This is a genomic window from Dokdonia sp. Dokd-P16, assembly GCF_003095655.1.
Classification (GTDB): Bacteria; Bacteroidota; Bacteroidia; order Flavobacteriales; family Flavobacteriaceae; genus Dokdonia.
The window spans coordinates 1,383,918-1,409,292 of the sequence record NZ_CP029151.1 but is presented as its reverse complement, the minus strand read 5'-3'; the positions used below and the strand labels follow the sequence as shown (position 1 = coordinate 1,409,292).

At 38.0% G+C, this 25,375-nt stretch carries 23 protein-coding genes; 4 read left to right on the top strand and 19 right to left on the bottom strand.

What is annotated here, in order from left to right; translation table 11 throughout:
* Positions 1-99: 99 nt before the first annotated feature.
* The 3 genes from DCS32_RS06425 (at position 100) to DCS32_RS06415 (ending at position 5,778) form a co-directional block, all read left to right on the top strand.
* On the top strand, positions 100-1,515 hold the full coding sequence (locus DCS32_RS06425) for an OmpA family protein (RefSeq protein WP_108877511.1): 1,416 nt from the start codon (positions 100-102) through the stop codon (positions 1,513-1,515).
* Positions 1,516-1,578: 63 nt separating this feature from the next.
* Complete coding sequence (locus DCS32_RS06420) at positions 1,579-4,275, top strand: PD-(D/E)XK nuclease family protein (RefSeq protein ID WP_108877510.1); 2,697 nt, start codon at positions 1,579-1,581, stop codon at positions 4,273-4,275.
* 279 nt (positions 4,276-4,554) lie between these two features.
* Positions 4,555-5,778 carry a site-specific integrase gene (locus DCS32_RS06415; RefSeq protein ID WP_013750605.1) on the top strand — a complete coding sequence of 408 codons (1,224 nt, stop codon included), beginning with the start codon at positions 4,555-4,557 and terminating at the stop codon, positions 5,776-5,778.
* Between the two features lie 163 nt (positions 5,779-5,941).
* On the opposite strand, the gene DCS32_RS06410 is transcribed toward DCS32_RS06415, so the two are convergent.
* The 6 genes from DCS32_RS06410 to DCS32_RS06385 all read right to left on the bottom strand — a co-directional run bounded on the left by DCS32_RS06410 (position 5,942) and on the right by DCS32_RS06385 (position 10,041).
* Positions 5,942-6,259, bottom strand: a complete 318-nt coding sequence (locus DCS32_RS06410) for a DUF6730 family protein (RefSeq protein WP_013750606.1) — start codon at positions 6,257-6,259, stop codon at positions 5,942-5,944.
* On the bottom strand, positions 6,256-7,125 hold the full coding sequence (locus DCS32_RS06405) for a relaxase/mobilization nuclease domain-containing protein (protein WP_013750607.1): 870 nt from the start codon (positions 7,123-7,125) through the stop codon (positions 6,256-6,258). Before DCS32_RS06405 ends, DCS32_RS06410 begins: the two co-directional genes overlap by 4 nt.
* Positions 7,122-7,418 (bottom strand): mobilization protein MbpA, encoded by a 297-nt coding sequence (gene mbpA / locus DCS32_RS06400; RefSeq protein ID WP_013750608.1) that lies wholly within the window; start codon positions 7,416-7,418, stop codon positions 7,122-7,124. Before mbpA ends, DCS32_RS06405 begins: the two co-directional genes overlap by 4 nt.
* Before the next feature lie 80 nt (positions 7,419-7,498).
* Positions 7,499-8,356, bottom strand: a complete 858-nt coding sequence (locus DCS32_RS06395; RefSeq protein ID WP_013750609.1) for a toprim domain-containing protein — start codon at positions 8,354-8,356, stop codon at positions 7,499-7,501.
* 240 nt (positions 8,357-8,596) lie between these two features.
* Positions 8,597-9,781 (bottom strand): VapE domain-containing protein, encoded by a 1,185-nt coding sequence (locus DCS32_RS06390; RefSeq protein ID WP_013750610.1) that lies wholly within the window; start codon positions 9,779-9,781, stop codon positions 8,597-8,599.
* 11 nt (positions 9,782-9,792) lie between these two features.
* Positions 9,793-10,041: a helix-turn-helix domain-containing protein gene (locus tag DCS32_RS06385; protein WP_013750611.1), complete on the bottom strand. Its 249-nt coding sequence runs from the start codon at positions 10,039-10,041 to the stop codon at positions 9,793-9,795.
* A gap of 182 nt (positions 10,042-10,223) precedes the next feature.
* Here DCS32_RS06385 and DCS32_RS06380 point away from each other — a divergent pair, with 182 nt between their 5' ends.
* On the top strand, positions 10,224-10,427 hold the full coding sequence (locus DCS32_RS06380) for a hypothetical protein (RefSeq protein ID WP_013750612.1): 204 nt from the start codon (positions 10,224-10,226) through the stop codon (positions 10,425-10,427).
* A 195-nt stretch (positions 10,428-10,622) separates the two neighbouring features.
* Here the strand turns inward: DCS32_RS06380 and DCS32_RS06375 are convergent, their stop codons facing one another.
* The 13 genes from DCS32_RS06375 to DCS32_RS06315 form a co-directional block, all read right to left on the bottom strand.
* Positions 10,623-12,587 carry a heavy metal translocating P-type ATPase gene (locus DCS32_RS06375; protein ID WP_108877509.1) on the bottom strand — a complete coding sequence of 655 codons (1,965 nt, stop codon included), beginning with the start codon at positions 12,585-12,587 and terminating at the stop codon, positions 10,623-10,625.
* 5 nt (positions 12,588-12,592) lie between these two features.
* The gene (locus DCS32_RS06370) at positions 12,593-12,847 is read right to left on the bottom strand and encodes a DUF3703 domain-containing protein (RefSeq protein ID WP_317047393.1); all 255 of its coding nucleotides are present in this window, start codon (positions 12,845-12,847) and stop codon (positions 12,593-12,595) included.
* Between the two features lie 120 nt (positions 12,848-12,967).
* Positions 12,968-13,324 carry an STAS/SEC14 domain-containing protein gene (locus DCS32_RS06365; protein WP_108877508.1) on the bottom strand — a complete coding sequence of 119 codons (357 nt, stop codon included), beginning with the start codon at positions 13,322-13,324 and terminating at the stop codon, positions 12,968-12,970.
* A gap of 60 nt (positions 13,325-13,384) precedes the next feature.
* Positions 13,385-13,798 carry a Fur family transcriptional regulator gene (locus tag DCS32_RS06360; RefSeq protein ID WP_108877507.1) on the bottom strand — a complete coding sequence of 138 codons (414 nt, stop codon included), beginning with the start codon at positions 13,796-13,798 and terminating at the stop codon, positions 13,385-13,387.
* Positions 13,791-14,432, bottom strand: a complete 642-nt coding sequence (locus DCS32_RS06355) for a cation diffusion facilitator family transporter (protein WP_108877506.1) — start codon at positions 14,430-14,432, stop codon at positions 13,791-13,793. Before DCS32_RS06355 ends, DCS32_RS06360 begins: the two co-directional genes overlap by 8 nt.
* 5 nt (positions 14,433-14,437) lie before the next feature.
* Complete coding sequence (locus DCS32_RS06350) at positions 14,438-15,631, bottom strand: efflux RND transporter periplasmic adaptor subunit (RefSeq protein ID WP_108879251.1); 1,194 nt, start codon at positions 15,629-15,631, stop codon at positions 14,438-14,440.
* Between the two features lie 4 nt (positions 15,632-15,635).
* The gene (locus DCS32_RS06345) at positions 15,636-20,057 is read right to left on the bottom strand and encodes a CusA/CzcA family heavy metal efflux RND transporter (RefSeq protein ID WP_108877505.1); all 4,422 of its coding nucleotides are present in this window, start codon (positions 20,055-20,057) and stop codon (positions 15,636-15,638) included.
* 121 nt (positions 20,058-20,178) lie between these two features.
* Positions 20,179-20,574 carry a hypothetical protein gene (locus DCS32_RS06340; protein ID WP_239057574.1) on the bottom strand — a complete coding sequence of 132 codons (396 nt, stop codon included), beginning with the start codon at positions 20,572-20,574 and terminating at the stop codon, positions 20,179-20,181.
* Between the two features lie 51 nt (positions 20,575-20,625).
* Positions 20,626-22,353, bottom strand: a complete 1,728-nt coding sequence (locus DCS32_RS06335) for an efflux RND transporter periplasmic adaptor subunit (RefSeq protein ID WP_108877503.1) — start codon at positions 22,351-22,353, stop codon at positions 20,626-20,628.
* 4 nt (positions 22,354-22,357) lie between these two features.
* Positions 22,358-22,849 carry a DUF305 domain-containing protein gene (locus DCS32_RS06330; RefSeq protein ID WP_108877502.1) on the bottom strand — a complete coding sequence of 164 codons (492 nt, stop codon included), beginning with the start codon at positions 22,847-22,849 and terminating at the stop codon, positions 22,358-22,360.
* 13 nt (positions 22,850-22,862) lie between these two features.
* Positions 22,863-23,612 carry a heavy-metal-associated domain-containing protein gene (locus DCS32_RS06325; protein ID WP_108877501.1) on the bottom strand — a complete coding sequence of 250 codons (750 nt, stop codon included), beginning with the start codon at positions 23,610-23,612 and terminating at the stop codon, positions 22,863-22,865.
* Between the two features lie 4 nt (positions 23,613-23,616).
* Positions 23,617-24,843, bottom strand: a complete 1,227-nt coding sequence (locus DCS32_RS06320; protein WP_108877500.1) for a permease — start codon at positions 24,841-24,843, stop codon at positions 23,617-23,619.
* A gap of 11 nt (positions 24,844-24,854) precedes the next feature.
* Positions 24,855-25,364 (bottom strand): DUF3347 domain-containing protein, encoded by a 510-nt coding sequence (locus DCS32_RS06315; protein WP_108877499.1) that lies wholly within the window; start codon positions 25,362-25,364, stop codon positions 24,855-24,857.
* Between the last annotated feature and the right edge of the window lie 11 nt (positions 25,365-25,375).

The window sequence follows — 25,375 nt, the reverse complement described above, 5'->3', positions numbered from 1 at the left end:
ATAAGGGGTATTAGGAAAATTTTAGTACATTTACCTTTGTTGATTAATTTTAACAACTTACTTTTGACATCAATTAACACTTAAATTTAAGACTAAACAATGAAACATCTTAGCAGATTTTTAGTTGCAGCGCTTATGATTCTTGCTATAGGATCATCTGTGAATGCACAAGACGCAAACAATCCTTGGGCAATTTCTATCGGAGCTAACGCTATCGATACATATCCTGTAGGGGATGCAATTCGTGAGGCTGGCACTAACTTAGAAGTTAGAGGAAACCTCTTTGAAGAATTCTACAATGTAGAAGATCACTGGAATATTATTCCTTCTTTATCTTACATTAATGTTTCTCGTTACTTAGGTGATGGGTTCGTATTTGGAGTATCTGGATCTTTAAATAGAATTGAAAAATTAGGAGATTCTTCTCCAAGACAAGAACTTCAATATTACGCAGCAGATGGTGATTTCTCCTATAGTTTTAGAGATCTAATCAATGGTCAGGGTGGATGGTTTGATCCTAGCCTTTCTGTAGGTGCTGGTTATACTTGGGTTGAAAACTCAATAACTTCTGATTTAGATGGCTTTGGAACTGCAAATGCCGCTGCTGGATTAAAAATATGGTTAGGTGAAAACTTCAACGTAGGTTTACAGTCTAAATACAAGCACGCTTTTGAGGACGAAGGAGTAAAACACTTCCAACACGTTGCTGCTATAGGTATTGTTTTCGGAGGAAAAGATACTGATGGTGATGGTATATATGACAAAGATGACGCTTGTCCAGAAGTAGCAGGTTTACCTGAATTTAACGGTTGTCCTGATTCTGACGGAGATGGTATCGAAGATTCTAAAGATGCTTGTCCAACTGTTGCTGGTTTAGCTGAGTTTGATGGATGTCCTGATACTGACGGAGACGGAATCCCTGATCCTAAAGATGCTTGTCCTACTGTTGCTGGAATCGCTGCTTTAGGTGGTTGTCCTGATGCTGATGGAGACGGAATCAAAGATGCTGATGATGCTTGTCCTAATGAAGCTGGACCACGTTCAAACAACGGATGTCCTTTTGAAGATAAAGATGGTGACGGTGTACTTGACAAAGATGACGAATGTCCAGATGTTGCAGGAACTGTAGCAAATAACGGATGTCCTGAAGTATCTGTTGAAGTTCTTAACGAACTAAACGTTGAAACTAAAAAAGTACTTTTTGATTACAACAAAGCATCAATCAGAACTGAATCTTATGCAACTCTTGATAAAGTAGCATCAGTAATGATGGAATATCCAACAACTCGTTTCCTTATCGAAGGTCACACTGATGATAGAGGACGTGATGCTTATAACTTAAACCTTTCTGATCAGAGAGCAGCTTCAGTAAGAAGCTACTTAACAGGAAAAGGAATCCCAGCGTCTCGTTTAGAGTCTAAAGGATTTGGTGAAGCTAGACCAGTTGCTTCAAATAAAACTGCTGCAGGACGTCAAGAGAACAGACGTGTTGAGCTTTCTATTCTTGAGCAATAGAAAATAAGATTTTTATAATCTTAAAAATGCCTCGCAATTGCGAGGCATTTTTTATTTTAGACTATGCAAACTTTTATTGACGTAGTACTTGATAAAGAACAAGGTTCTGAAAACGAGAATATCATTTATATCCTTCCTAGCCGTCGTGCAGGAAATACACTTACAAAAAAAATAGCTTCACGAGCAATCACCACTTCGTTTGCGCCTAAAGTTTTTTCAATAGAAGAATTTATAAGTCATGTTACCGGTTTAAAATCAGCTAGTAACATAGACTTAATATTTATCCTATTTGAAAGTTATAAAGAAGTTGTAGCCAAGAAAAAGCTTGCCGATTTCCAAACGTTCTGTGGATGGGCTCAATCCATTTTGAGTGACTTCAACGAGATAGACAGATTTCTCTTAAATCAGTCAGAAGTATTTAATCATCTAAAAGATATTAAAGAACTCTCAGATCACTGGTCTTCCTCAAAGAATGAATTAGTACTCAACTATATTGATTTTTGGAATAGCTTATTTGACATCTATACGGTCTTTTGTTCAAAATCATTAGATAAGGGTGCAGTACATCAAGGTTATGTCTACAGACAAGCTGTAGAGACTATAGAGCACTATATACATTCGTCACCTAATGTTAGACATGTGTTTATAGGATTCAACGCTTTAAATACTGCTGAACAACAACTCATCCAAGCTCTACTCTCAGAGGGCAACGCAGAAATATACTGGGATACCGAAAAATCTTTTTTGAATAATCCCTTCCATGAGACTAACTCATTTGTAAAAAACTATAAATCTAAGTGGTCATACTATAACTCAAATCCTTTTAACTGGACCTTTGATAATTACAGCTCTCATAAAAATATCGCTACATATGCATGCTCTCAAGATATTTTACAAGCTAAAACATTAGGAACAATTCTTTCTAAAATCTCAAGTCAAGAACTATCTAACACCGCGATTGTATTAGGAGAAGAATCTCTTTTATTACCAGTTCTTAATGCCTTGCCTCGCACTATACAAAAGGTGAATATTACTATGGGCTTACCTTTGAGTAAGACACCCACAGCTTCCTTTTTTGACCAGCTTATTACCTTAAAAAAGAATCCTCATAAAAATGGTTATTATTTTAAGGATGTTTTAAATATTCTTCGCAATCCATTATCTGCTGCACTGCTAGGGTCACAGACAGAGCATTTAGAGCATGAAATTATAACTAATAATCTTATATTCATTAGTGTTCCTCGACTTGCTGAGCTTAGTAGTAATAGCACAGATACTGTTTTCAATTTATTATTTCAAACTTGGAATGAAAACCCTAAAGAGGCTGTGATAAATTGTATACGTATCATAGAAGCACTGAGGGCATTATTTGATACTGGTAACAACACACTACAGCTTGAATACATTTATGGTTTTTACGTTGCATTTAATAAGCTCAAGCAGCTTATGGATGCGCAGGATCATATTAAAGATATATCAACGTTCATTCACTTTTATAGAGAAATATTATCGTCAGAAACTATTGATTTGCGGGGTGATCCTGAGCAAGGTCTTCAGATTATGGGAGTATTAGAGTCAAGGGTTCTTGATTATAAACATGTCATTATAACTTCTGTAAATGAGGGAATATTACCTTCTGGTAAAAGTCAGAATTCATACATCCCTTATGACTTAAAAAAACTCTATAATTTACCGACCTACTCAGAGAAGGATGCCGTTTATGCATATCACTTCTATCATTTGTTACACAGAGCAAACACTGTAGATTTACTATATACAACACATAGTACCGGTTTAGGTAGCAGTGAAAAAAGTCGATTTATAAGACAAATAGAAGAGGAAGGTATACACAATATAAAGAAACACGTCGTTACTCCATCTACAATAAAGATTGAAGAGCGATTACCTCACATTCCTAAGGACACAGCTATTATTGATTCTCTTAAGAACCTATTTAAAAAAGGTATTTCACCCTCTGCGCTCACGACTTACCTGAGAGATCCTATCGTGTTTTATGAACGATATGTTCTCGGCGTCAATTCGAGTAATGAAGTAGAAGAAACTGTGGCGGCAAATACCATGGGTACCATCGTTCATAATACACTTGAAGAATTATATAAACCCCACGTAGGACAACAATTAACTGTTACCATCATTGAAGAATTACTTACAATGATAGAAGTTGAAGTTCGCAACCAATTTAAACTAGTATATGGTCTCAATCATATCACTGAGGGTAAAAATAAGATAGTCTATGCAATAGTAACTCGATATGTTGAGAATTACCTCAAAAGAGAAAAAGGACTCCTTAAAAAGGGTGATACAGTAATTCTTAAATCTGTAGAAGATGATTTAAGAAACATACAACTTACGGAGGATATATTTTTAAGAGGAAAAGTAGACCTTGTAGAACAACGCAATAACAATGTTAATATCGTAGATTATAAAACTGGAAAAGTAGCTCAGAAGGATTTAAACCTCTCTGCCTTTAATGATTTACTATTGCCAGAAGGGAAGTTTGAAAAAGCTTTTCAAGTATTGATGTATGCTTATATGCTTAACAAGAAAAAACCACTCGATTTCCCAGTAAGCGTTGGTATCATATCTTTCAAAAATTTACAGTCGGGCTATCTTCCATTTCGATATAATAAAAATGAGCAGGTCACAGAGGATACACTTTTGGAGTTTGAAGTAGTTTTAAAATCCCTCATAGCAGAGATACTCAATCCAGAAATTCCGTTTACACAAAGGGAGGTGTAAGGGTTATTATGCTTTCGCGAAAGCGTAAAAACTAACTATATCAAAAAAAGGCATTTACAGAAACCCTGTAAATGCCTTTATATCTTGGTGGAGAATACCAGATTCGAACTGGTCACCTCTTGCCTGCCAGGCACACGACAACCATCTCAATTAGTTTCAAAACATAACATAATTTACTGAATATCAGTATTTTAATTAATTTTGTACACAATTGATATCTTTTAATATCAGATATATGCGTGCAAATTGCGTGCAAATTTTTATTACCTTTAGTTTGTAATGAATACAAACATAAAAATATCATTGGATACGAGGAGGCAGAAAAAAGATTCCTCCTACCCAATTATTTTAAGATTGACTCACTTTCGAAAAACAACCTCAATAAGCTTGGGTCATTCCGTCCAGAAAGAGTTTTGGGATGATAAAAATGAGAAAATCAAGCGTGCATTCAAGGGGACAAATTCAGTTAGTAAATTAAATAATCAGTTTTTAAAAGAAAAGGCTCGGGCAGTAGACATCATCGACGCTTTGAATGAAAAAGAAGAACTTGATCATTTATCAATTGTTCAACTCAAAAGCAAGATTGTAAAAATTACGTCTTATGAGTCTTTTTTCGTATACGGAAAAATGCTCGTGGACGAAATGAAAGCAGCAGACCGTTTTGGAAATGCCAACACCTATTATGCTGTTATAAAGGTGCTTGAAAAATTTACTAATGGCAACGATCTCAAATTCAACGAGATCAATTATGACTTTTTAAACAAATTTGAAAGATGGCATTATTCAAGAGGAAATTCAGTGAATAGTCTTTCAACATATATGAGAACAATAAAAGCCATTATAAATGTAGCAATCAGATCTGATGTCCTATCTAAAGATGCTTATCCTTTCACAAACTATAAAATTAGAACAGCTCCAACCGAAAAAAGAGCTCTTGATATCAATAGTTTAAAATCCATAATGCTCCTGGATCTTGAGGAATCTGACAATCTCTTTCATTACCGCAATTATTTTTTAGCCTCATATATGCTCTATGGTATTTCGTATATGGATCTGGCATTCTTAACAACTGAAAATATTATTGATAATCGCATTAAATTTCAAAGAAAAAAAACAGCTAAGCCTTATGATATAGGTATAACTGAACAATTAGGGAAAATACTTTCATTCTATTTAAAAGATAAGAGTAGCACGGATTTTATTTTTCCAATCATAAAAAGAGATACATTCGAACTTCAGTATAAAGATGTGTTGTGGGCTCGAAAGAGATATAATAAAGGTTTGAAGCAAATTGCAATAAAATGCAAAATTAATCAACGCCTATCCTCATACGTATCTCGTCATAGTTTTGCAACTCAAGCAATGCTACAGGACGTACCATTACAAGCTATATCAGCGATGCTAGGACACAATCGGTTATCAACTACTCAAATTTATCTAAAAACCTTACCCAATGAAATATTAGACAATTACAACAGAAATCTAGTTGATATACAACTTTAAGAAAAAAGGAAGTTTTACTATTGAATTTTATGATTCTCCTTTAATCAAATTGATAGCCCCCAAATCTACCAAAACTTACCTGCGCGTGGTTCCTGTGCTGTTTTTATAGTGTTCGGGTTGATAAGCGTGAAGTAAAAACAGCATAGGGCGCACTTATGGGTGTTCAATGAAACAGCAATAGGTAGCCTATTAAAAATGCCATTGAAAGAAAAAGAAGTAGCGTCAAAACAATCAACCAGTTAGGATATAGTTTTGCCGACTTTATTCTATTATGCATATTCTCTAATTGAGTTTGTTGCTCATTTGATCTTTCGATTACAATTTTCAAATGTTCACTTAATAATTTCTCGATGGCAGAGCTATCTGCCTTGACACGAACATCCTTCAGGTTTTCAGAAACTTTCTCAAGCCTGTCTATTTGTTCCTTAAAGGTTTCTAGTTCCTCAACAAGTAATTGTGATATGGTTTCCAGTCGTGTCATATTCCCATTCCTATTTGAATTGATTTTTTGATTGCTTTTGTGATCAGCTTCTTCCCTATTGCCGTAATAAGATTTGTTGACAGTGGAAGTGAAACTCCTTTAAGTAGAATACTATTAGTACTTTTATTGATTACATTTTTATAAGTATTACTGTCTATAGCCGAAAGCAATTTACCTCCTGACATCGAGCGATGAACTTCACTCGCTTTAAAGCTTTGACCTTTATATTCAAAACGAAATCCTTGTAACTGTTTTGATTTGTTGATGCTAGGAATCACTTTGACCTTTAGTTTGTTCATTGCTTTGATATACTGATCCAAGTTTTTAGGCTTTACCTTTTCTAAAGTATCGTTATGGATATTTCGAATCTGCTGTCGAATCTTTTTTGATTCCAAAGCTTTGGTCATTTGCACCTCTTTTACTGTGGTCAGCCCGAGTTTCTTTGCAGTCCGTTCTGCAGCGAGCTGGCTTCTTTTGCCTATAAAGCTATCGTTGTACGCCTTTCCATTAAGGTCAATCCTATTAACATAGAGGTGGATATGTTTGTGTGCCTTGTCCAAATGAACAAATGCAATGGCCTGCCGATCTCCAAGTTTCATCTGCTTCATAAAATTAGCTGTGATTTCCTTGAGAGAATGCCTGTCCAATTTTTGGCCATCTTCTATTGTGGGGCTGATTATAAAACTGAGCGTGTTGCGCTTACAATTGCAATTGAGGGCTTGAACACTTTTGAACTCCGCAGTGACTTCTGTAGGATCTTCTGAGGTGAGCAGATGTGAGTATATCGTCTCCGCACCTTTTTCTTTATCCTTGCCGTAAGCAATGGAAGCCCTAGTGCTCGATATGGAGGTTGCCTTTGCAATCATCCCGTAATCTTTTTAAGGTGAAGTCTAATTTCATTGGCCAGGTTCACTACTTCGTCAGAGAGCTTTGGATTATTCTTTTTGTACATATTCCCAATTCGCTTAAAGTTGTTATGATATTGCACCATCATCTTATAGATGGATATATGCTCTTCGCTCATACGCTCGGTGAGTTGCTTTTCCATCAGGGTATCTCTACAAAAAGCGCTCAAAGTGGTTCCCGCCTGCTTCGCTTTTACTGCAAGCAATCGCTTCTCGTAGACGGTACATCTAAATTTTATAACGGCTCTTTTCATTCCTTAAAAACTTTGCGACCTTCGGGAGCAAAGCAAGATTTGTGGCCACAGGCACACATCTTGCTTTGCTTCGCGCTGTGTCATTTTACCCTGTTCACGATCCAATCATTGAGGTCATGATAATCAGTGTATAAATCAGATCTGTCTATTGTATTTGTATGCCTGTTCAATAATTTTGAGGTTGCCTTTCTGCCAGCTTCATCCCTGTCTAGATAGAGTGCTACATTTTCAAATTCCCTTATGATCGGAAATGCTTTCTCCAAAAAGGAAATGGAATTAAGAACCAATATTGACGCCTCCTTTAAATAGTTCAGTTCCTCTTTGACCAGTGAAAGCAGGTCGAACATTCCCTCAACCACGGCCAGATTTTTACTTCCTTTTTTCAAGATTAGGGTTATATCCTTTGGGGACGAACCGTTCTTACAGTATGCATTTCTCAGCTCCCATCCCTCTGACCGGTTTTTCAGACCGATGGAATAATAGGATCGGCCAGACCATACATAATGAACCTCTCTGCAATATCTTTTTGCGATATTTATTGGGATTTTCCGCTCACTCAAATACGTTATCAAATTTGAATTTTCAATCTCTTTGACCTCTGTAATTTTTAGCTTTCGCGAAAGCGTACTACTCAACTTTAGAATGGGCGCTGTTGTTTGAAAATCTAAGTGTTTCAAAAAATAAAGTGCAGTTCCTACTGAACACTCTTTAATCTTACAAACCAAATCGATACAATTCCCGCCAATGCCTTCTCCGTGATCGTACCACCTGTTGAGCGAAAGAGAAACTTTGAAGGATGCTTCTGTTTCTGACCGAAATGGACTCAGGTACCAGGCTTCCCTTTCCGACTGGCGTTTTGGAAAGTGTCCTAGAACAGCCAACATCTCTACAATAGAGATATCGCGGGCTTCCTTACAGGATAGTTTTATAGTTTTCATCTGTGAATAGTTTAAAATTGCTAAAACATCTTACCATCTTACCCAGCCTTTTGTTTACAGGGGTTGATGGTTCTTAGGACTGTTTTTTCATCTTACCCATCTTACCACAGTTGTGTGGTAGGTTAGGTAGGTTTGTGGTAAGATGGTTATTGAACATCCTACCACAAATGGTGTTACTGTTTATAGGACTTTAGAAAATTTGTGGTAGCATGGTAAGAGGATTTGCTCTTTTTTCTTTCATCAGCCTATTTCATAGGGCGAGTCCTTAAAGTTCCGTTTGGCCAGATAGCCATAGATTCTTCGCTTGGGATGTTTGACCCTCTGGTATCCAAACCCCGAAAGCGCACGGCCCAAGTTGACCTGGCTGATCCTAATGTTGAGACAGTTCAAACTCACCATAATATCCGTGGCGGTTACAAAATCCTTCTCTTGATCTGACTTCAAATAGTATTTGGCGATGAGTTCCTGTTCGGTGGTCATTTTAGTATACCGCTGGTTGCGCTCTTCGTTCTCATTTACATCTTGGACGGTAAGTTCTGGGTTGAAACTTTTGTCGCTATACGCTAGATGGTACGCTTGTGTCCAAACGTTTTTGATATCTAGGTCCTTTTTATAGTCAAAGTTGATGGGTTGCATCAGCTCAAAACAGAGCCATCTCACGGAACCCGTTTCGTCATTGAGAAAAGAGGACATATTGGTCGATCCCATAAACGAGCAGATTCTGGGCAGGATGGTGTTCTTTCTGTCATATGGTAATCTTTCGTTGATAAACGTTTTTGAGAAAAAGGCCTTTAGCGCATTCACATCGTTCTTTGAGAGTACCGCAAGCTCATCAAGGTTATAGAGAAAATTCCGGCACAACTGGATACGTGCATCCTTATCGCTATTGATATCCTCGGCCATATACTCTGACAGCTCTGGCGGGCACAGGAAACGGCACCAAGTAGATTTACCGGAACTCTGCCCGCTATGGCTTATGATAAGTGCCTGCTTATTAAAGTAACCGGGTTCCAGGGCACACTTTATGGCACGCACCAACCATTTCTTAAAATGATAAACAAACGCTTTATTGTCATACACCGGCACGTAGGATGCTAGTTTACCGATGTGGTCAAACCCATCCCAGGCACTTAGGGATTCAAAGTACTCTCTAATCGGATTATATTTAGGGATGAGTTCAGACTTGATGAGGATTTCCAGCTTTGAGGTGCTGATGTCGATCCCAGCTTTGGTGAGCTCGATAATAAGTGAATTGAGATTGATATACTGCCATTGTTTCTTTCCTCGCATCGAAATCTGGAAATCGTGGGAAATCTCATTATAGTAGATGTCATATTTTTCCAGAAGGTACTCTATGGTATAATCATAGATGGTCTTTTTCTTAGGGTCTGTAACTGTGTAGAGCTGTGAATGGATCGCTTTCATAACCTTTGCAATTAGCCGTCCGTATGATGAAGTTTCTGCTCATTGCGCAGTAACCATCTGTCTATCTTTCTACGTTCGAAGTAGATCATTTTCCCGTTGGGTTTGGAGTGTGGGATCTTGCCCGAGGCGGTCAGTTTGTAGAGGTAGCTTCTGGATATTCCGGTATAATCACAGGTTTCCTCAAGGGTAAGTACTTCCTTGCTTCCTATCAATAATTTTTCGAGACGGTCCAGCCGTTCGAGTATCAAAAAATTGTCCATTTGATTTGTTTTTTAGATTACAAAATGGACAAAAGCGCTTTTGTCTTTCCCTTAGTGGGAAGTGTGCAGTAAAGGTAAAAGAACGGACCTATGGAGCAGTAAAAAAAGGCAATAGTTATTCACAGATAACTTCAAATCAGTTAGTTGTATCAAAGAGTAGTAAAATCATTCAAAATTAATGAGTGAAAATTTCAATTAATTTTATTTGGGATGATTTGATAGAATTTGAAAATGTGGTAGAAATATTACTAACAGGAGAAAATTGGGTTATCAACACTTCAAAAAGCTTAAAAGGGGAAAAATCAGGGATAATAAACGCAGGTTTTAGTATGATTTTTTTTAGCGAACGCTATCTCAAAGTTCCTTCTAGGTTAAATATGCTATAGTCTCTAGTCAGCCATTTCTATTTTCACCATCCTTTTAACTTTGAGATTGTGTTCAAGATTTTGTGAGTGAAGCTCTTTTCTTGGAATGGAGCTTTTTCTGCGGAATGAAAGGGGAAGGGCTGGAGCGGAATCAATCACATAATAGAAAGCCCCCTAAAATTAAGAGGCTTGAAATACTATTTTAAAAGAAAGACATTAATCCCACTTCATTTTCTGCAATCTAACGGCATTGAGAATAGCGAGCAATGCTACACCTACATCAGCAAAGACTGCTTCCCACATTGTGGCAAGACCACCAGCGCCTAATATTAAAACAATAACTTTTACGCCAAAGGCAAGTATGATATTTTGCCAAACAACACGTCGTGTTGAACGGCCTATCTTTATCGCTCTGGATATTTTACTGGGTTGATCTGTTTGTATAATAACGTCTGCGGTTTCAACCGCCACATCGCTACCAAGACCACCCATCGCAATCCCTACATCACTGGCAGCAAGTACAGGTGCATCATTAATACCATCACCTATAAAAGCCACTTTAGTATCTGGTTGCTGTTTTAATTTTTCCACCTCATTGAGTTTGTCTTCTGGTAGCATTCCACCTTTTGCCCAGTCGATGCCTAATTCTTTTGCTACTTCTTGAGTAATAGAATCCTTATCTCCAGACAACATTATAATCTTATCGATTCCTGCTGATCTTATTTCTTTGATCGCTTGATGTGCATCGTCTTTCAATTCATCGGCGATTGTTACATAACCTGCAAATGCGCCATCAATGCCTACCATCACCATAGACTCAACAATGTTGTCGGTTTCTGCTGGAACTTCTATCTGGTTTGCTGTCATTAATGCCTTGTTCCCAACTAAGACTGTTTTTCCATTTACGCTACCTTTCAAACCTTTACCTGCAATTTCAGAAACGTCTGTAGCATTATAATCTGCTCCTTCAGCTTTATATTCCATAATGGCTATTGCAATTGGGTGCGTGGATTGCTCTTCCATTGCCATTAGGTATTTCATAAATTCTGCTTTCGCGAAAGCGGAAGCAGTAACAATTTCCTTAATCTTAAATACTGCTTTAGTTACTGTACCTGTTTTATCCATCACTACGGTATTAACCTGTGTCATTGCATCCAAAAATGATGCGCCCTTGAATAAAATTCCATTGCGTGATGCAGCTCCCAAACCACCGAAATAACCTAGCGGTATCGAGATCACCAAAGCACAAGGACAAGAAATTACAAGGAATATCAATGCACGATACAACCAATCTCTAAACACGTAATCATCAATGAAGAAGTAAGGCAAAAAAGTAAGGCCAATAGCGAGAAATACTACAATTGGCGTATAGATGCGCGCAAACTTCCTAATAAATAATTCGGTTTTTGATTTTCTTGCTGTGGCGTTTTGCACCATATCGAGAATTCGGGCAATGGAACTGTCCTTAAATTCTCTGGTGGTTTCAACCTCGATAACACCGTCGAGATTAATGCTTCCAGCAAAAACAGTATCGTTTTTTGCAATAGTATCAGGTTTGCTTTCGCCTGTGAGCGCTGCGGTATTGAACGAGCCTTTTTCTGAAAGTAAAATTCCATCTAATGGTACTTTCTCGCCCACACGTACTTGAATTTTATCGCCTATCTCAACAGTTTCAGGATCTACAGCTATGTAGTCTCCAGTGCGATATACAAGTGCTTCATTAGGTCGTACATCGAGTAGTGCTTTTATATTGCTCTTTGCTCGATTGACCGCTGCGTTCTGGAACAGCTCGCCCACGGCATAAAATAACATTACGGCTACACCTTCTGGATATTCTCCTATCGCAAATGCACCCAAGGTGGCAATAGACATTAAGAAAAATTCTGTGAAGACATCGCCACGCATAATACTTTTCCAACCTTCTTTAATAACTGGAAAACCTACAGGTAAATAAGCAATAGTATACCAGACAATACGTACCCAACCTTCAAATGCTGGAATAGCATTAAAATAGTCTACCGCAATACCTACAATTAGCATTACAAAACTAATTATCGCAGGAATGTATGTTTTAAATGAACTACCATCTCCGTGATCGTGATCGTGTCCATCGTCGTGGCTGTGTTCGCCTTGATGTTCTTTGGGATTTATATCCCTTAAATTTTGTTTTTGTTTTTTCATTCTATTTAATTGTGTTGATTTAAAATAAATTTCAAATCTGCTGGAACTTCCATTTTCTTTAATGGCGGCACATTTGAACCACCTGTATTACCTTTAGGGACGTGATTAATGAATGATTTCCACCCACCTACAAGTAGTCGTATCAATTGTCCTGCAACTTCTTTAAAGTCCTTTTGTTTAAAACCAAAATTCAACATTAACCAATGCGAGTAGCTGTGCTCAAATGGATAGGATTGACCAATTACGTGAGAGCGTTCCAAGTGTTGCCACGCAGTTGACCAGTTTTATTCCTTTAAAGCAACTCGATATGATTCTATCTCTTTATCATAGTGCGCTTTCAATGCTGTGGGAATGGCAATATTAAATTTCATTTATTCGACTTATAGATTAATCCATTCTTGTGCATCTTCTTTGTTTTCTAGTTCAAAAAATCTTACTTCAGAACTGGTAAAGAAATCAGTAGCTTTTGCTACCCATTTTTGCCAATCTTTATCACCTACAAAAGCCATTTTCCCGTAGTCTGAAATATGAGCCGCATCTACTTTTATATCTTCCCAAAAACCCTTTAGGGTATAGCCTTCAAAATCGACCAATTCAAAATAGAAATGGGCTTTCATTCCTTTATCAACAATATTGTGGATGAGTGGATGAATTTTTTCTACATCGTTTTTTGAAACCTTTTTTGTGATGCGAGCTGCAATTACATTTTCCTTATCCGAACTTATTATCTGTAACATTTTATCAGTTTTTTTAATTTGTTAAATTTAATGAAATGATTGCGCAACTGTTGTGGAAAGTCAACCACTACACTTTTCACAAATACCTGTCACAACAAGATTTACATCTTCTGCAATGTATCCATCAGGTAGGTTGATGTGTGGTATTTTATGTTCTGTCAAGCAAACAGTTTCATCACAATTACTGCAATGAAAATGCAAGTGTAAATCTTGGTCTATCTCACAATTGCAACCTGGTTCACAAAGAGCATATTTCGTGTTTCCTGTTCCATCTTCTATTTGGTGTACGATACCGTTTTCTTCGAAAGTCTTTAATGTTCTAAAAATGGTAGATCGTTCCGCTTTCGCGAAAGCGGTTTCTATATCCAGTAAAGCTTGAGCGACATCTTTTTGTGCTAAATGTTTATAAATCAAGATGCGCATAGCAGTAGGACGCACATTGTTATCATTTAATGTTTTTTCTATTTCAGTCATTTTGTGCGATGTTATAATTAATATCTTTTGCCTTCTTGTAGGCTTCCCAACCTTCTTTTGCTGCATACGGGACGATAAGTAATGCTGCTACGGGATCTGCCCACCACCAGCCCAGCCAGTTGACCAATAGCAATCCAATCAATACAACTACGGTCTGATACAAACAAATAAAGGTATCCTTGGCATCTGCCAATAAGCCTGGACTGTCTAACTTATTACCATACTTTCTCTTGTAATAAATCAAAATAGGATTCACGACTAGCGAGACCAATAGTATAATCAATCCAAGCGTACTCCAGCTTGCAGTTTCCTTATTGATAAGCTTGGTAATCGAGTCGTAAGAAATGAAAATGCAGATGAGAGTAAATGAAACTGCAATCACGTTCAACGTGATTTTTTGTCTTCGCTTTACTTTTTCTTCATCGATGCCTTTGAGTTCGCCGTGTAATCGCCATCCTAATGTTGCTGCACTTATTACTTCTATAACGCTATCTAAAGCCCAACCTATTAAGGCTGAACTATTTGCTGTGATTCCTGCTATGAGTGACACAACTACTTCTATCACATCATAAATAACATTCCAGATTTGAAGCGTTCTGGCTTGTTTTAGATTATTTCTTCTTGTCTTATCCATAGTTATTAATGTTCGTGTTCAGTTTCTCCCTTTTTCATTTCTCCCATTAGGTAATAAGCATTATTGTATGCAAAACGAGCATTAGGATCTGGGGTTTCAAAAAAGCGTATGGCTATCCATTCGCCATCTTTCTCGCCTGTAGTAATTTCAATTGGTATAAAACTCCACGCATCATCTTCCCTATGAGCTTCAAACACATAATTCTTACCAGCTTCTGTGACTATAGCACTTTCAGGAAATGCTGTAGTCTTCTCATTATCAACTTCAATCTTACCTTTAATGTACATTCCAGGGATAAGACCACCTTCTTTATTTTCGATCTCAGCGTGAACGTGAACCGCTTTTGGGTCCTGCTCAAAAGTCTGGCTGACTGAATAAATCTTTGCTTCCAGTTCTTTTCCTGGTCGAGATTGAATGCTGAACCGTACCTTTTGTCCCTTCTTCACTTTGTCCACATCCTTTTCAAAAACCATCAAATCTGCGTGTACGTGGTCTGTATCTACTATTTCCATTAGATTGGTCTGTGGCTCCACATATTGACCAGTTTTTATGAAAACTTTTTCTACCACACCTGCAATAGGACTGCGCAAAGCAACAAGCTGATAAATTGTACCATTGCGGACGCCACTCACCTTAATATTATACTGTCGTAATTGTGCTTCCAGCCCGTTTACCATTGCAGTAGATGCTTGATAATCTGCCGTGGCTTTTTGATAATTCATACCAGATGCTACGCCAGCTTCGTAAAGCCTTTTTTGACGTTCATATTCTTGTTTTAAAAACCGACTATTGCTGTATGCATTTAGGTAATCACTCTGTATCTGTATAATACTGGGATGAGATAGATAGGCAACTGCTTGATTCCTTTTGACTTCGTCGCCCTCTATTACCTCTATGGATGCAATATTTGCTCCCGTAAGGGCTGTAATATTTGCTTCGTTTTGCGGTGGTACTTCCAACGTACCGTTTGCTTCTACATAACCGCTCATATTGCGTTGAGAGAGCGTATCAATTTCCATCTGCAAGGCTTCAAACTGTTGTGCCGTGAGCATCACTTCTTCAGCTTCGCCTTCTGTATGGCTTTCTTCAGTTTGTGTACTTTCTTTAGTTTCATCTTTGGCAGTTTTTGAGTCGCCACAACTGGTCAATAATAATGCTAATAGCATCGCTGTAATAGGTATATATTTTTTCGTTTTCATATTTTTAGTTTTGAAAATATTGTAGTTCAAACAAGGCATCTAAATAATTATCGAGTGCGTCCAGCGCATCCATTTCTGTTTGTATGGCATCGCGTATGATTTGCGTGAATGCGGCATAATCCAGTGCTCCTTCCTTGTAAGCGAGCAATGCGCCTTTGCGCTGGTCTATGGCAAGTGGCAGCGCTTCGATTTTATAGAAAAACCACGTGTCTCGCCACTTTGTAAAATTTTGCCGTGCCTGTATGAATTGTGATTGCAACTCTCGTTGTTTGAAAGTGGCATTTGTTTCTGCTATCTGTGTATCCAGTTTTGCAGTCTTTGCACGACTGCGGTCTGGACCAGAAAATAACGGAATGGAAATTCCAGCTTGATAGGTATAAAAACTACTATCGCCATTAACACGCTGCAAGCCACCTTGCAGGTTGAACTTGGGTAATAAGTTTGCTCTAACTGCGTCGTAGCTTGCTTGTGCTTCATCTATAAGCTTTCGCGAAAGCAATAAATCGGGATGTTCATCTAATGTATCATCGGCATCCAAAATCGAAATTTCGGCAACTTCCAAATCATTAGTTACGGTATACATCGTTTCTGGTGTTAACCAAAGATTGAGTTTTTGTAACGCGATGAAATAATCAATTTCTGCCTGCTGAAATTTGTTGTTGATTTGCAAGGCCTGATTGCGCGCGGCGGCATATTCCAACCGTGAAATAGCTTCGACTTCATAATTTAGTTCTACAGATTTTGAAAATTGACCATAAATGCTATCCAATTCACGGTACAAAGAGAACTTCTTTTTTGCTTGAAATGTTTCTGACCACGCTCTTTTGACTTCCAATTCTATCTGAATTCCAGAAAGGTTAAATGCAGTTTGTGCCAACTCGATACGTCGTTGTTGCAAACGTTTTTTGGCTCCTATGCCCAGTAGATCAATATTCTGTTGCCCGATGCCTATCACGGTATAAATGCCTTGACCGTCTGTAATCTCTTCGCCACCAGTAAAAACTTGGGTATTACCGAAGTCGTAAGCAATGCCCTTAAGTGCGTTCTGTCTTTCGATTTCGAGTTGGCTCGCTTTCAGCACAGGATAATTCTCTTTGGCAATTTCTATGGCTTGTGAAATTGCGATGGGTATGATGCTATCCTGGACAACAATGTCTTGCACAGGTGCTTGTGATTGTTGCGCTTTCGCGAAAGCGGTGCCACCTAAAATAAAACCAACTATTAAAATCGTAGTTGACGCTTGCGGATTAAAAGAACCCATCTTGTTCTGATCTTTGCGCTCACGTCTCTTTTCTATAAATGTATAAAGCACGGGAAGAACGATTAATGTAAGCAGCGTTGCCGTAAGCATACCACCTATAACCACCGTCGCAAGTGGCTGTTGTACCTCTGCACCAGCCGATGTGGAAAATGCCATTGGTAAAAAGCCAAAAATATCTGTGGTCGCCGTGAGCATAATAGGGCGAATACGTTCTTTAGTCCCTTGAAATATTCTATTCTTTATGCTTATAACACCTTCTTCTTTAAGAGAATTAAACCGGTTTATAAGTACCAAACCGTTAAGAACTGCCACACCAAATAGTACAATAAACCCTACACCTGCCGAGATACTAAATGGCATACCGCGAAGCCATAAAGCAAATACACCACCTATGGCTGCCAAAGGAATCGCGATGTAAATCATTAAAGATTGTGAAAAGGATTTTAACGCAAAGTATAGCAGTATTAAGATTAAAAACAGGGCGATGGGCACAACGATTATCAAACGATCCTTTGCGCTTTGTAGGTTTTCAAACTCTCCACCATAGGTAATATAATATCCTGATGGTAAGTCCAATTCTTCATTCAGTTTTTGTTGAATATCCTTAACGACAGATTCTACATCTCTGCCTCGGGCATTTACACCTACATACGTTCTTCTATACGTATTGTCACGTGAGATTTGCATAGGTCCAGGGACATATTCAATCTCGGCTATTTCGATAATGGGCACCTGACTACCATCCTTAAGATCAATATACATATTGCGCAGGTCATCAATACTTTTTCTATGACTTTCATCAAATCGTACAACAAGATCAAATCGCTTTTCGCCTTCAAAGATGACTCCAGCGGTTCCTCCAGCAAAAGCGGTACTTACGTAATCATTTACTTTTTGAATATTCAGTCCGTATTGCGCCATTTTATCACGCCTATATTTTACGGTCATCTGTGGTAATCCAGCAGTACGTTCTGCACTTACATCGCCAGCGCCAGGAACGGTTTGTATAATAGCCGCCATTTCCTGAACTTTTTCTGATAAAACCTCTAAATCCTCGCCATACAGCTTTACAGCAATATCCTCTCTTACGCCTTCTAACAGCTCGTTAAATCTCAATTCAACCGGTTGGGTAAAAACTAAATTCACACCCACCAGTTCATCATCCAGTTTATCTCTTATAGCATCTATTAAACCTTCTTTAGTAGAAACTGTTGTCCACTCGTCCATATCCTTATTAAGGATAATGTACATATCTGCAATATCCATAGGCATAGGATCTGTAGGAATATCTGCAACACCTATACGAGCAGTTACCGTCTTGATTTCAGGGAAACTTTCTAATAGGATGGTTTCTATTTTCTTGGAAACTTCAATAGATTCTGTTAGCGAACTTCCTGGTCTTATAAGTGCCTGCATTGCTAAATCTCCTTCATCAAGCTGTGGTACAAATTCTCCTCCCATATTAGAAAATATGAATCCAGCGATAACAAGTAGTACGGTAGCAGCTGATAAAACGATAAACTTCAGTTTAAGAGCACCTTTTAATAAAGGCATATATGCACTATGAATAGCACCTATGATTTTATCACTTATCTTTTCGAGCCTGCGCTCAAATTTGCCAAACCAATTTTTGGTGTTTTGTACTGGTTTCATAAAAAGTGCTGCCATCATAGGAACGTACGTAAGACATAGAATGATGGCACCTATCATTGCAAACCCAAAGGTGTATGCCATAGGTTTAAACATTTTACCTTCTACACCAGTAAGAAAAAGTATAGGTGTAAAAACAATGAGAATAATAATCTGTCCAAAGAACGCAGAACCCATCATCGTGCTTCCGGCATCATAGGCAACTTTATCCATCACTCCTTGATTGAATTTTAGCTTACCAGACCTTATTCTTTTTTGGATTTCATACACCGTTCCTTCAATAATAATTACAGCACCATCTATGATGATTCCAAAATCTATTGCTCCCAGACTCATCAAGTTTGCCCATACATTAAACTGCTTCATAAGAATAAAGGCAAAAAGTAAGGACAATGGTATCGTAGTAGCAGTTATGATTCCACCTCTTAAACTACCCAACAATAGGACAAGTGCAAAAATCACAATCAATGCACCTTCCAGAAGATTGGTTTTAACTGTATCGGTGGTTCTTGCAATAAGCTCACTACGATCAATTATTGGGGCGATAGTCAGACCATCTGGTAGAGATTTTTCAATTTCTGCCATACGATCCTTTACATTTTGAATGACTGCATTAGGATTAGAGCCCTTGAGCATCATTATCATACCGCCCACAGCTTCTTTACCGTCTTGTGTAAAAGCACCATAGCGTACTTGACTCCCAAAATGGACGCGCGTTGCCACGTCCCCAATAGTAATAGGAATGTTGCCCTCATTAATAATGGAAATATCCTTAATGTCTTCCAAAGAGCGAATTAGACCTTCACCTCTTATAAAATTTGACATTTTATTTTTCTCTATATAAGCGCCACCAGTATTTACGTTGTTCTGTGAGAGAGCCTCATACACTTGTGAAATGCTGATACCCATACTGTTTAACTTCTCTGGATCGACAGCAACTTCATATTGTTTTATGCTACCACCATAAGAGTTGACCTCTACAACGCCTTCCAATAATGTGAGTTGTCTTTTGATAACCCAATCTTGCGCGGTGCGCAGTTCCATAGGCGAATACTTGGTTTCAAAACCTTCTTCTGGTTGAATTGTGTATTCATAAATTTGGCCTAATCCTGTGGAAATGGGACCCATAGATGGACTTCCAAATTTTTCAGGTATAGATTCACCAAGTTCGTTGAGTTTTTCCCCTACCAGTTGTCTAGGAAGATAGGTTCCCATATCGTCTTCAAAAACGATGGTTACTACAGAGAGCCCAAATCTTGAAATGGATCTAATTTCAGTAACACCAGGTAAATTACCCATAGATAGCTCTACGGGATAGGTTACGAACTGTTCGATATCTTCCGTTCCCAGATTAGGCGATTGCGTGATGACCTGCACCTGATTATTTGTAATATCTGGTACAGACCCAAGGTTTACTGTTGCCATTGACCAAATACCAACTCCTATAAGAGTCAACGTGAAAAGACCAATGATAAATTTGTTATTGATTGAAAAATCAATGATTCTATTAATCATAGATTAATGTATTAATTCAGTTAAAAAAATGAGTTTACGCTTTCGCGAAAGCAAAAACATAGTTGAGTATTCCTATTAGGAAAACTTCAAAAAAGGATATAGTTGTCCTATTAAAACTGAATTATGCCCGTGGTGGCTGGAAAAGAGATTCCAGATATCTGGAATTAAATTGATAAGAATAATGTGAATATGTCGCTCTTTCTTTAAAAAGAAGAGGCTTTAAGGCTAACGCGTTAGAAGGCGTTAAAAAAACTGTAGGATGACAGCATTGATGGTGTGAATGTACTGGTGCACTATCATCGTGCGAGCCGTCGTGATGGTCTTTATTATCTGCTTGATCACTGAAAATTACCTCTACTACATATTCATAAAAGGTATCTCCACCATACTCTTTATGCATTTGATAATGTGATATAAAATGTGAGAATTTCTCTATTTGTTCACATATTTCCATATTGGCCGTTATTCCTTGAAAAAGGAATAACATTGACATTGATATAGAATAAAATGCTTTCATTAATTATACAAAGATAAAAGAATAATGATGCAATTGAGTTGCAAAGGGATTTTACAACGAATCAATCACACTACCACAGGTCAACATCGCATCGCCATAATAAGGATTCTTTATTTCTTCTTCTGTACTCAACCAAACCGCCCCTTTATTGTTGTTTGCCATTGGGCATTTTTGGACATAGTAATTTGTTGAGTTTTCTATGTTCATAGCAATAGGCACGATATTCTCATTGAGTATCACAAAATGTGCTCGCTGGTTTTCCAAATTGTTATTGGCAACAATAGCATCCAACATCTCAATACTTTTGGTAAGATGCTGCTTTTCCATTTTGCCTAATTCCGTTATAGATATTTCCTTTAATTTTTTTGATGTCGCTTTCGCGAAAGCGGAAACCTGACCAGCATCGCTTGCCACAAGAGCATCTTTCATTTTAAGATATGATGGTAATGCTTTGTTGAAATCAGAACTGAACGTATTACTGAAACTCATTTCCATATCGCCCATCATAGCTGATTCATCCTGCATCATCTGCTGATTCATCATTGATTTTTTACCTTGCAGTTGCGCAGCTGCATCTACTGTAAACGTCCCATTAGTTACTATTTCATCGCCATTATTCAGTCCAGTCGATACTTGGTAATTCTCACCAGAGCGATTGCCCAAGGTAACTTCTCGCATTTCAAAAATAGGCTCATTAGGATTGGTTTTTATATATACTAATGAACGCTCGCCAGTCCATAATACAGCACTTGCTGGAACAGAAAGAGCGTTTTCCATAGTTTGGGTTGCACCTTCTACCTTTCCAGTCACAAACATTCCTGGTTTAAATAGATCGTCTCGATTTTGTAAGGTTGCACGCACCGTTACCGTACGTGTTGCTTTGTTAAGCATAGGGTCGATGAAAGAGATAGTTCCTTCAAATTCCTTATTGGGATAGGCATTGGTCGTAATGTTGATTTTTTGTCCAACCTTAAATTGTGCAATCTGATTTTCATAGGCATCAAATTCTGCCCAAACTGAATTAAGGTTGCTCAATTTAATAATAGGCTGTCCTTGATTAACATAATCACCCTGCGCAGCCATTACTTCTGAAACCGTTCCTGAAACAGTTGCATAAATAGGGAAGTTGTCACGTACGCTGCCACTTTCTTCAATTGCATTGATTTGTTTTTCTGAAAGTTTCCAGTTTTTGAGCTTATTGCGCACCGCTTTGTATAAAGCTGGTTGTGATTCTTTCAGCGATGCAGCTGTAATTAATTCCTGCTGCGCCGCGACAAGGTCTGGCGCGTAAATGGTTGCCAGTAACTGACCACGCTTTACTCGCTGACCTTCATAGTTGACATTAAGTCGTTCTATCCTACCTTTAAAATAACTGGCTTGCACGGTATTATTTTCTTCGTTTGCAGCTATTTTCCCCGAAAGGGATATCATCCCATCATCATCGCTTACTTGCGTATTCCCCACGATAGTAGTTTGGATATTTGCCAACGCCATTGCGTTTTCGGTCATTTTAATCTCGTTTGCTGCAAGACCTTCAGCACCAGCTTCCGCAGGGATTAAGTCCATTCCACATATAGGGCAATCACCAGCTTCGGGTTGCATTATCTGTGGGTGCATTGAACACGTCCACATTTGGTCTTCGGTTTCGCCAGAGTGGTCGTGGTCTGACATTTCAGACATATCCTTATTTGAATCACTCGACCCATTTCCAAAAATAAGCCATCCAGCAAATAGCCCTACCACGACAGCAATTCCTATATATAAAATGTTTTTATTCATAATTTTATTCTTCGTTCTGTAAACGGTTTATCATTGCTTTCATCTCTGCAATTTCTTTACGCTGTGCCTTAATGATATCGTCAGCTAGCTTTTTAACTTCTGGGTCTTTAATATCTGCACGCTCACTTGTTAGAATTGCTATTGAGTGGTGCGGTATCATTGCCTTCATCCAAAGTATATCGCCAACAGTTGACTTTTGGTCACGTACAAGTCCCAATGCACCTGCAAAGAGAACTATACTTCCCAAGACTATCGCTAAATTTTTCTTTTTATTTTGATACATACCACGCATTGCAACAAACATTATGATGGCCATAGCTGAGATACCTAAACAGACCATATAAAATCTCGTAAGACTAAACCATACGTGGTCCCATTCATAGGTATTTAAATACATCGTGATATACATTGCTACAAAAGAGCAAGCCAGCATCGCTACAAAACGTGTATAATGATTTTTTGATTTTCCTGAATTTGTGTGTTCGTTTGAATTCATAATTTTTGGTTTTTTAGTTTACATATTGAATTAGCATTACAACGGCCATTACAATCATAATGGCGTTTTCTATAAAGGTGGCTTCGGTCATAGGTAGCTTTAGAGCAGTACCCAGACAAGCGCATTGTATCGATTTCTTATCCAGCAATATTTTAGTTACACCCACGGTTGTAATTCCCAAAATGATAAGCGTGGCGATTAATGCGGTAGGTATTTTAAATCGCATCAAGAACATTAATCCCAGCGCTGTTTCAATAAATGGATATACCCAAGCATAGGCAGGTACAACTTTGGCAAGCGGGTCGTACATTCTAAAACTGTCAGGAAAGCCTTTTAAATCTAAAATCTTAAAGAAGCTGAAAACAATGAAGAACAGACCCATAAAGTCAAGCATCGCACCATCCCAATTTTCCCGTGAATAGTTCAGTAAAACCGTTGCAATAGCGATGTAGCCTAAAATAATGAGCAACGGTTTGAGCTGTTGAAGCTTGGTTTTTTCGGTTTCTGCTTTCGCGAAAGCGTTACCATCATTAATATTTGCAAAAACATTTTGCTCGGTTTTCTTTTCTGAAATGGTATATTTTTCTGGAAGTGCATTTTGAAATGTTGCCGTATCGATATGGCTATCCATTTGAATGACCGCTTCTTCCTTTTCAAGATTTACAGATGCGTTTGTAACACCGTTTACTTGCGAAAGCTTTTTCTCAACGCTGGTGCGACAACCATTGCAGGTCATCCCTTGTATGTTAAATGTGTGTTTCATTTTATTAAATTAAAAATTTAGTGATTAATCCGCCTGCCAGCCAGATATAGCAGGCGATAGCGACATACTTTAAAACGGTTTCAAGCAATGGGCTTTTTGGTGCCATCTCACTCATTGAGTGTTCCACATCTTTTTTCTTGAAAAATCCCAGATAAATTAGATATCCTGAAATGGCAAGGAAGGCGATATTCAGGTAAAAGGTATAATCCAATTTAAAATGTTCTTTATCCTGAATGGTAACCTGTGACGGATCTGGCAATATGTTCAGTAAATCAAAACTATAATGAAGGGCAAGTGCCGTACCTATTAGTGCTGTGAATAATAGGAATACAATGAAAAATGACATTTTCCAACCATAGTATTTTGCGTTGATACGTAATACCGGAAAAACCACCAAATCACTAAAAATAAATGCCATAACCCCTGCAAAACTCACACCTTTACCAAATAACAAAGCTGCCAATGGGATGTTACCCATCGAGCCTATAAAGGTTAAGAATGCGGCAATTGGACCTACGACTATATGTTCCAATATTTCAAGAAACGTAAAATCTGTATTGCCTTTACCACTATTGATAAACAGCGTTTGGAAAAATGAATCAGGTACAAAAGCCGCGACGATACCTGCGATGGTAAAACCTACGGTAACATCCTTCCAGACCATCTGCCATTCCATCTTGTATTTCTTGGCTACTTTTGCCCAGCTCGATTCTTGCTGTATTTGTTTTTTCCAATCGGTGGAATCATCCATCTCTTCATCGTCGCCTTCGCTTTTAAGGTTTTTGCGGGCTTTTTGGATAAGTTTTTTCGGGTTGATAAGGCGTATTAAAATCCAGCAAATGAGAATGAGCAAAATACCGCCCACATATTCGCCCACTACAAACTGCCATCCCAAGAAAATGGATATGATGATACCCAGCTCGATGACAAGATTTGTAGATGCCAGTAAGAAAGCGATAGATGAAACAAAGCTGGCACCTTTCTTAAAAATGGACTTGGTAGAAGCAAGTGCGGCAAAGCTGCACGAACTGCTTATAAATCCGAAAAATGTTCCAAGAAGTACACTCTTCTTTTCATTTTCGCCCATTGTTTTCTGCATCCGTTTTTCGGTTATAAAAACCTGTATCATACTACTGATGATATAGCCCAAAATAAATGCCCACAATGCCATCCAGAAAAATCCGGTAGTCGTATATGCGGCTTCGCCCCATTGTTCTAAAAATTTATCCATCACTTTTCATTTTACTTAATAGTTTCCGTCACTTTACCACATTTTAACATTCTATCGCCGAAGTAAGGATTACGGATTTCTTCTTCCGTCGATAACCAGTAGCCACCTTCATTGTTAAAAGCCATTGGGCAGAATTGCTGAAACACTTCGCCCGAATTAATTGATTCGTTGACAATGTCAGTCATTTTCTCTGTCACATCAGAAAACAAGGCGCGCTGTTTTTCAATATCATTTGATGCAGAAATTTTAGAAAGCAATTCTTTTAAAGTGGCATCGTCTGAATTTTCCAAAAGCATTTTTGCACCAGTTTTCGCTTCGTCCATATCTGAATTTACCAATGCGGTTTTAAGGTGGATATAATGCTGAAATTGTTTGCCTACATTTTCATCTTCAAAAGACAATTCTGCCATCGTAGCAGTTTCAGAATTTGATGTGTTTTTATCGTTTTTAGTTTCATTCTTACACGAAACAAAGCTTACTAAGGCAAGCATTAATAATGTTGTTTTAATTACGTTTTTCATAGGATATATAT

Coding starts and splice junctions, on each gene's coding strand:
- DCS32_RS06340 (WP_239057574.1), bottom strand. CDS start 20,574: ATGAAAGCATTTTATTCTATATCAATGTCAATGTTATTCCTTTTTCAA.
- DCS32_RS06360 (WP_108877507.1), bottom strand. CDS start 13,798: ATGACTGAAATAGAAAAAACATTAAATGATAACAATGTGCGTCCTACT.
- DCS32_RS06355 (WP_108877506.1), bottom strand. CDS start 14,432: ATGGATAAGACAAGAAGAAATAATCTAAAACAAGCCAGAACGCTTCAA.
- DCS32_RS06425 (WP_108877511.1), top strand. CDS start 100: ATGAAACATCTTAGCAGATTTTTAGTTGCAGCGCTTATGATTCTTGCT.
- DCS32_RS06375 (WP_108877509.1), bottom strand. CDS start 12,587: ATGAAAAAACAAAAACAAAATTTAAGGGATATAAATCCCAAAGAACAT.
- DCS32_RS06415 (WP_013750605.1), top strand. CDS start 4,555: ATGAATACAAACATAAAAATATCATTGGATACGAGGAGGCAGAAAAAA.
- mbpA (WP_013750608.1), bottom strand. CDS start 7,418: ATGAAAAGAGCCGTTATAAAATTTAGATGTACCGTCTACGAGAAGCGA.
- DCS32_RS06315 (WP_108877499.1), bottom strand. CDS start 25,364: ATGAAAAACGTAATTAAAACAACATTATTAATGCTTGCCTTAGTAAGC.
- DCS32_RS06410 (WP_013750606.1), bottom strand. CDS start 6,259: ATGACACGACTGGAAACCATATCACAATTACTTGTTGAGGAACTAGAA.
- DCS32_RS06390 (WP_013750610.1), bottom strand. CDS start 9,781: ATGAAAGCGATCCATTCACAGCTCTACACAGTTACAGACCCTAAGAAA.
- DCS32_RS06335 (WP_108877503.1), bottom strand. CDS start 22,353: ATGAATAAAAACATTTTATATATAGGAATTGCTGTCGTGGTAGGGCTA.
- DCS32_RS06385 (WP_013750611.1), bottom strand. CDS start 10,041: ATGGACAATTTTTTGATACTCGAACGGCTGGACCGTCTCGAAAAATTA.
- DCS32_RS06350 (WP_108879251.1), bottom strand. CDS start 15,631: ATGAAAACGAAAAAATATATACCTATTACAGCGATGCTATTAGCATTA.
- DCS32_RS06325 (WP_108877501.1), bottom strand. CDS start 23,612: ATGAAACACACATTTAACATACAAGGGATGACCTGCAATGGTTGTCGC.
- DCS32_RS06345 (WP_108877505.1), bottom strand. CDS start 20,057: ATGATTAATAGAATCATTGATTTTTCAATCAATAACAAATTTATCATT.
- DCS32_RS06365 (WP_108877508.1), bottom strand. CDS start 13,324: ATGTTACAGATAATAAGTTCGGATAAGGAAAATGTAATTGCAGCTCGC.
- DCS32_RS06330 (WP_108877502.1), bottom strand. CDS start 22,849: ATGAATTCAAACGAACACACAAATTCAGGAAAATCAAAAAATCATTAT.
- DCS32_RS06405 (WP_013750607.1), bottom strand. CDS start 7,125: ATGATTGCAAAGGCAACCTCCATATCGAGCACTAGGGCTTCCATTGCT.
- DCS32_RS06395 (WP_013750609.1), bottom strand. CDS start 8,356: ATGAAAACTATAAAACTATCCTGTAAGGAAGCCCGCGATATCTCTATT.
- DCS32_RS06420 (WP_108877510.1), top strand. CDS start 1,579: ATGCAAACTTTTATTGACGTAGTACTTGATAAAGAACAAGGTTCTGAA.
- DCS32_RS06320 (WP_108877500.1), bottom strand. CDS start 24,843: ATGGATAAATTTTTAGAACAATGGGGCGAAGCCGCATATACGACTACC.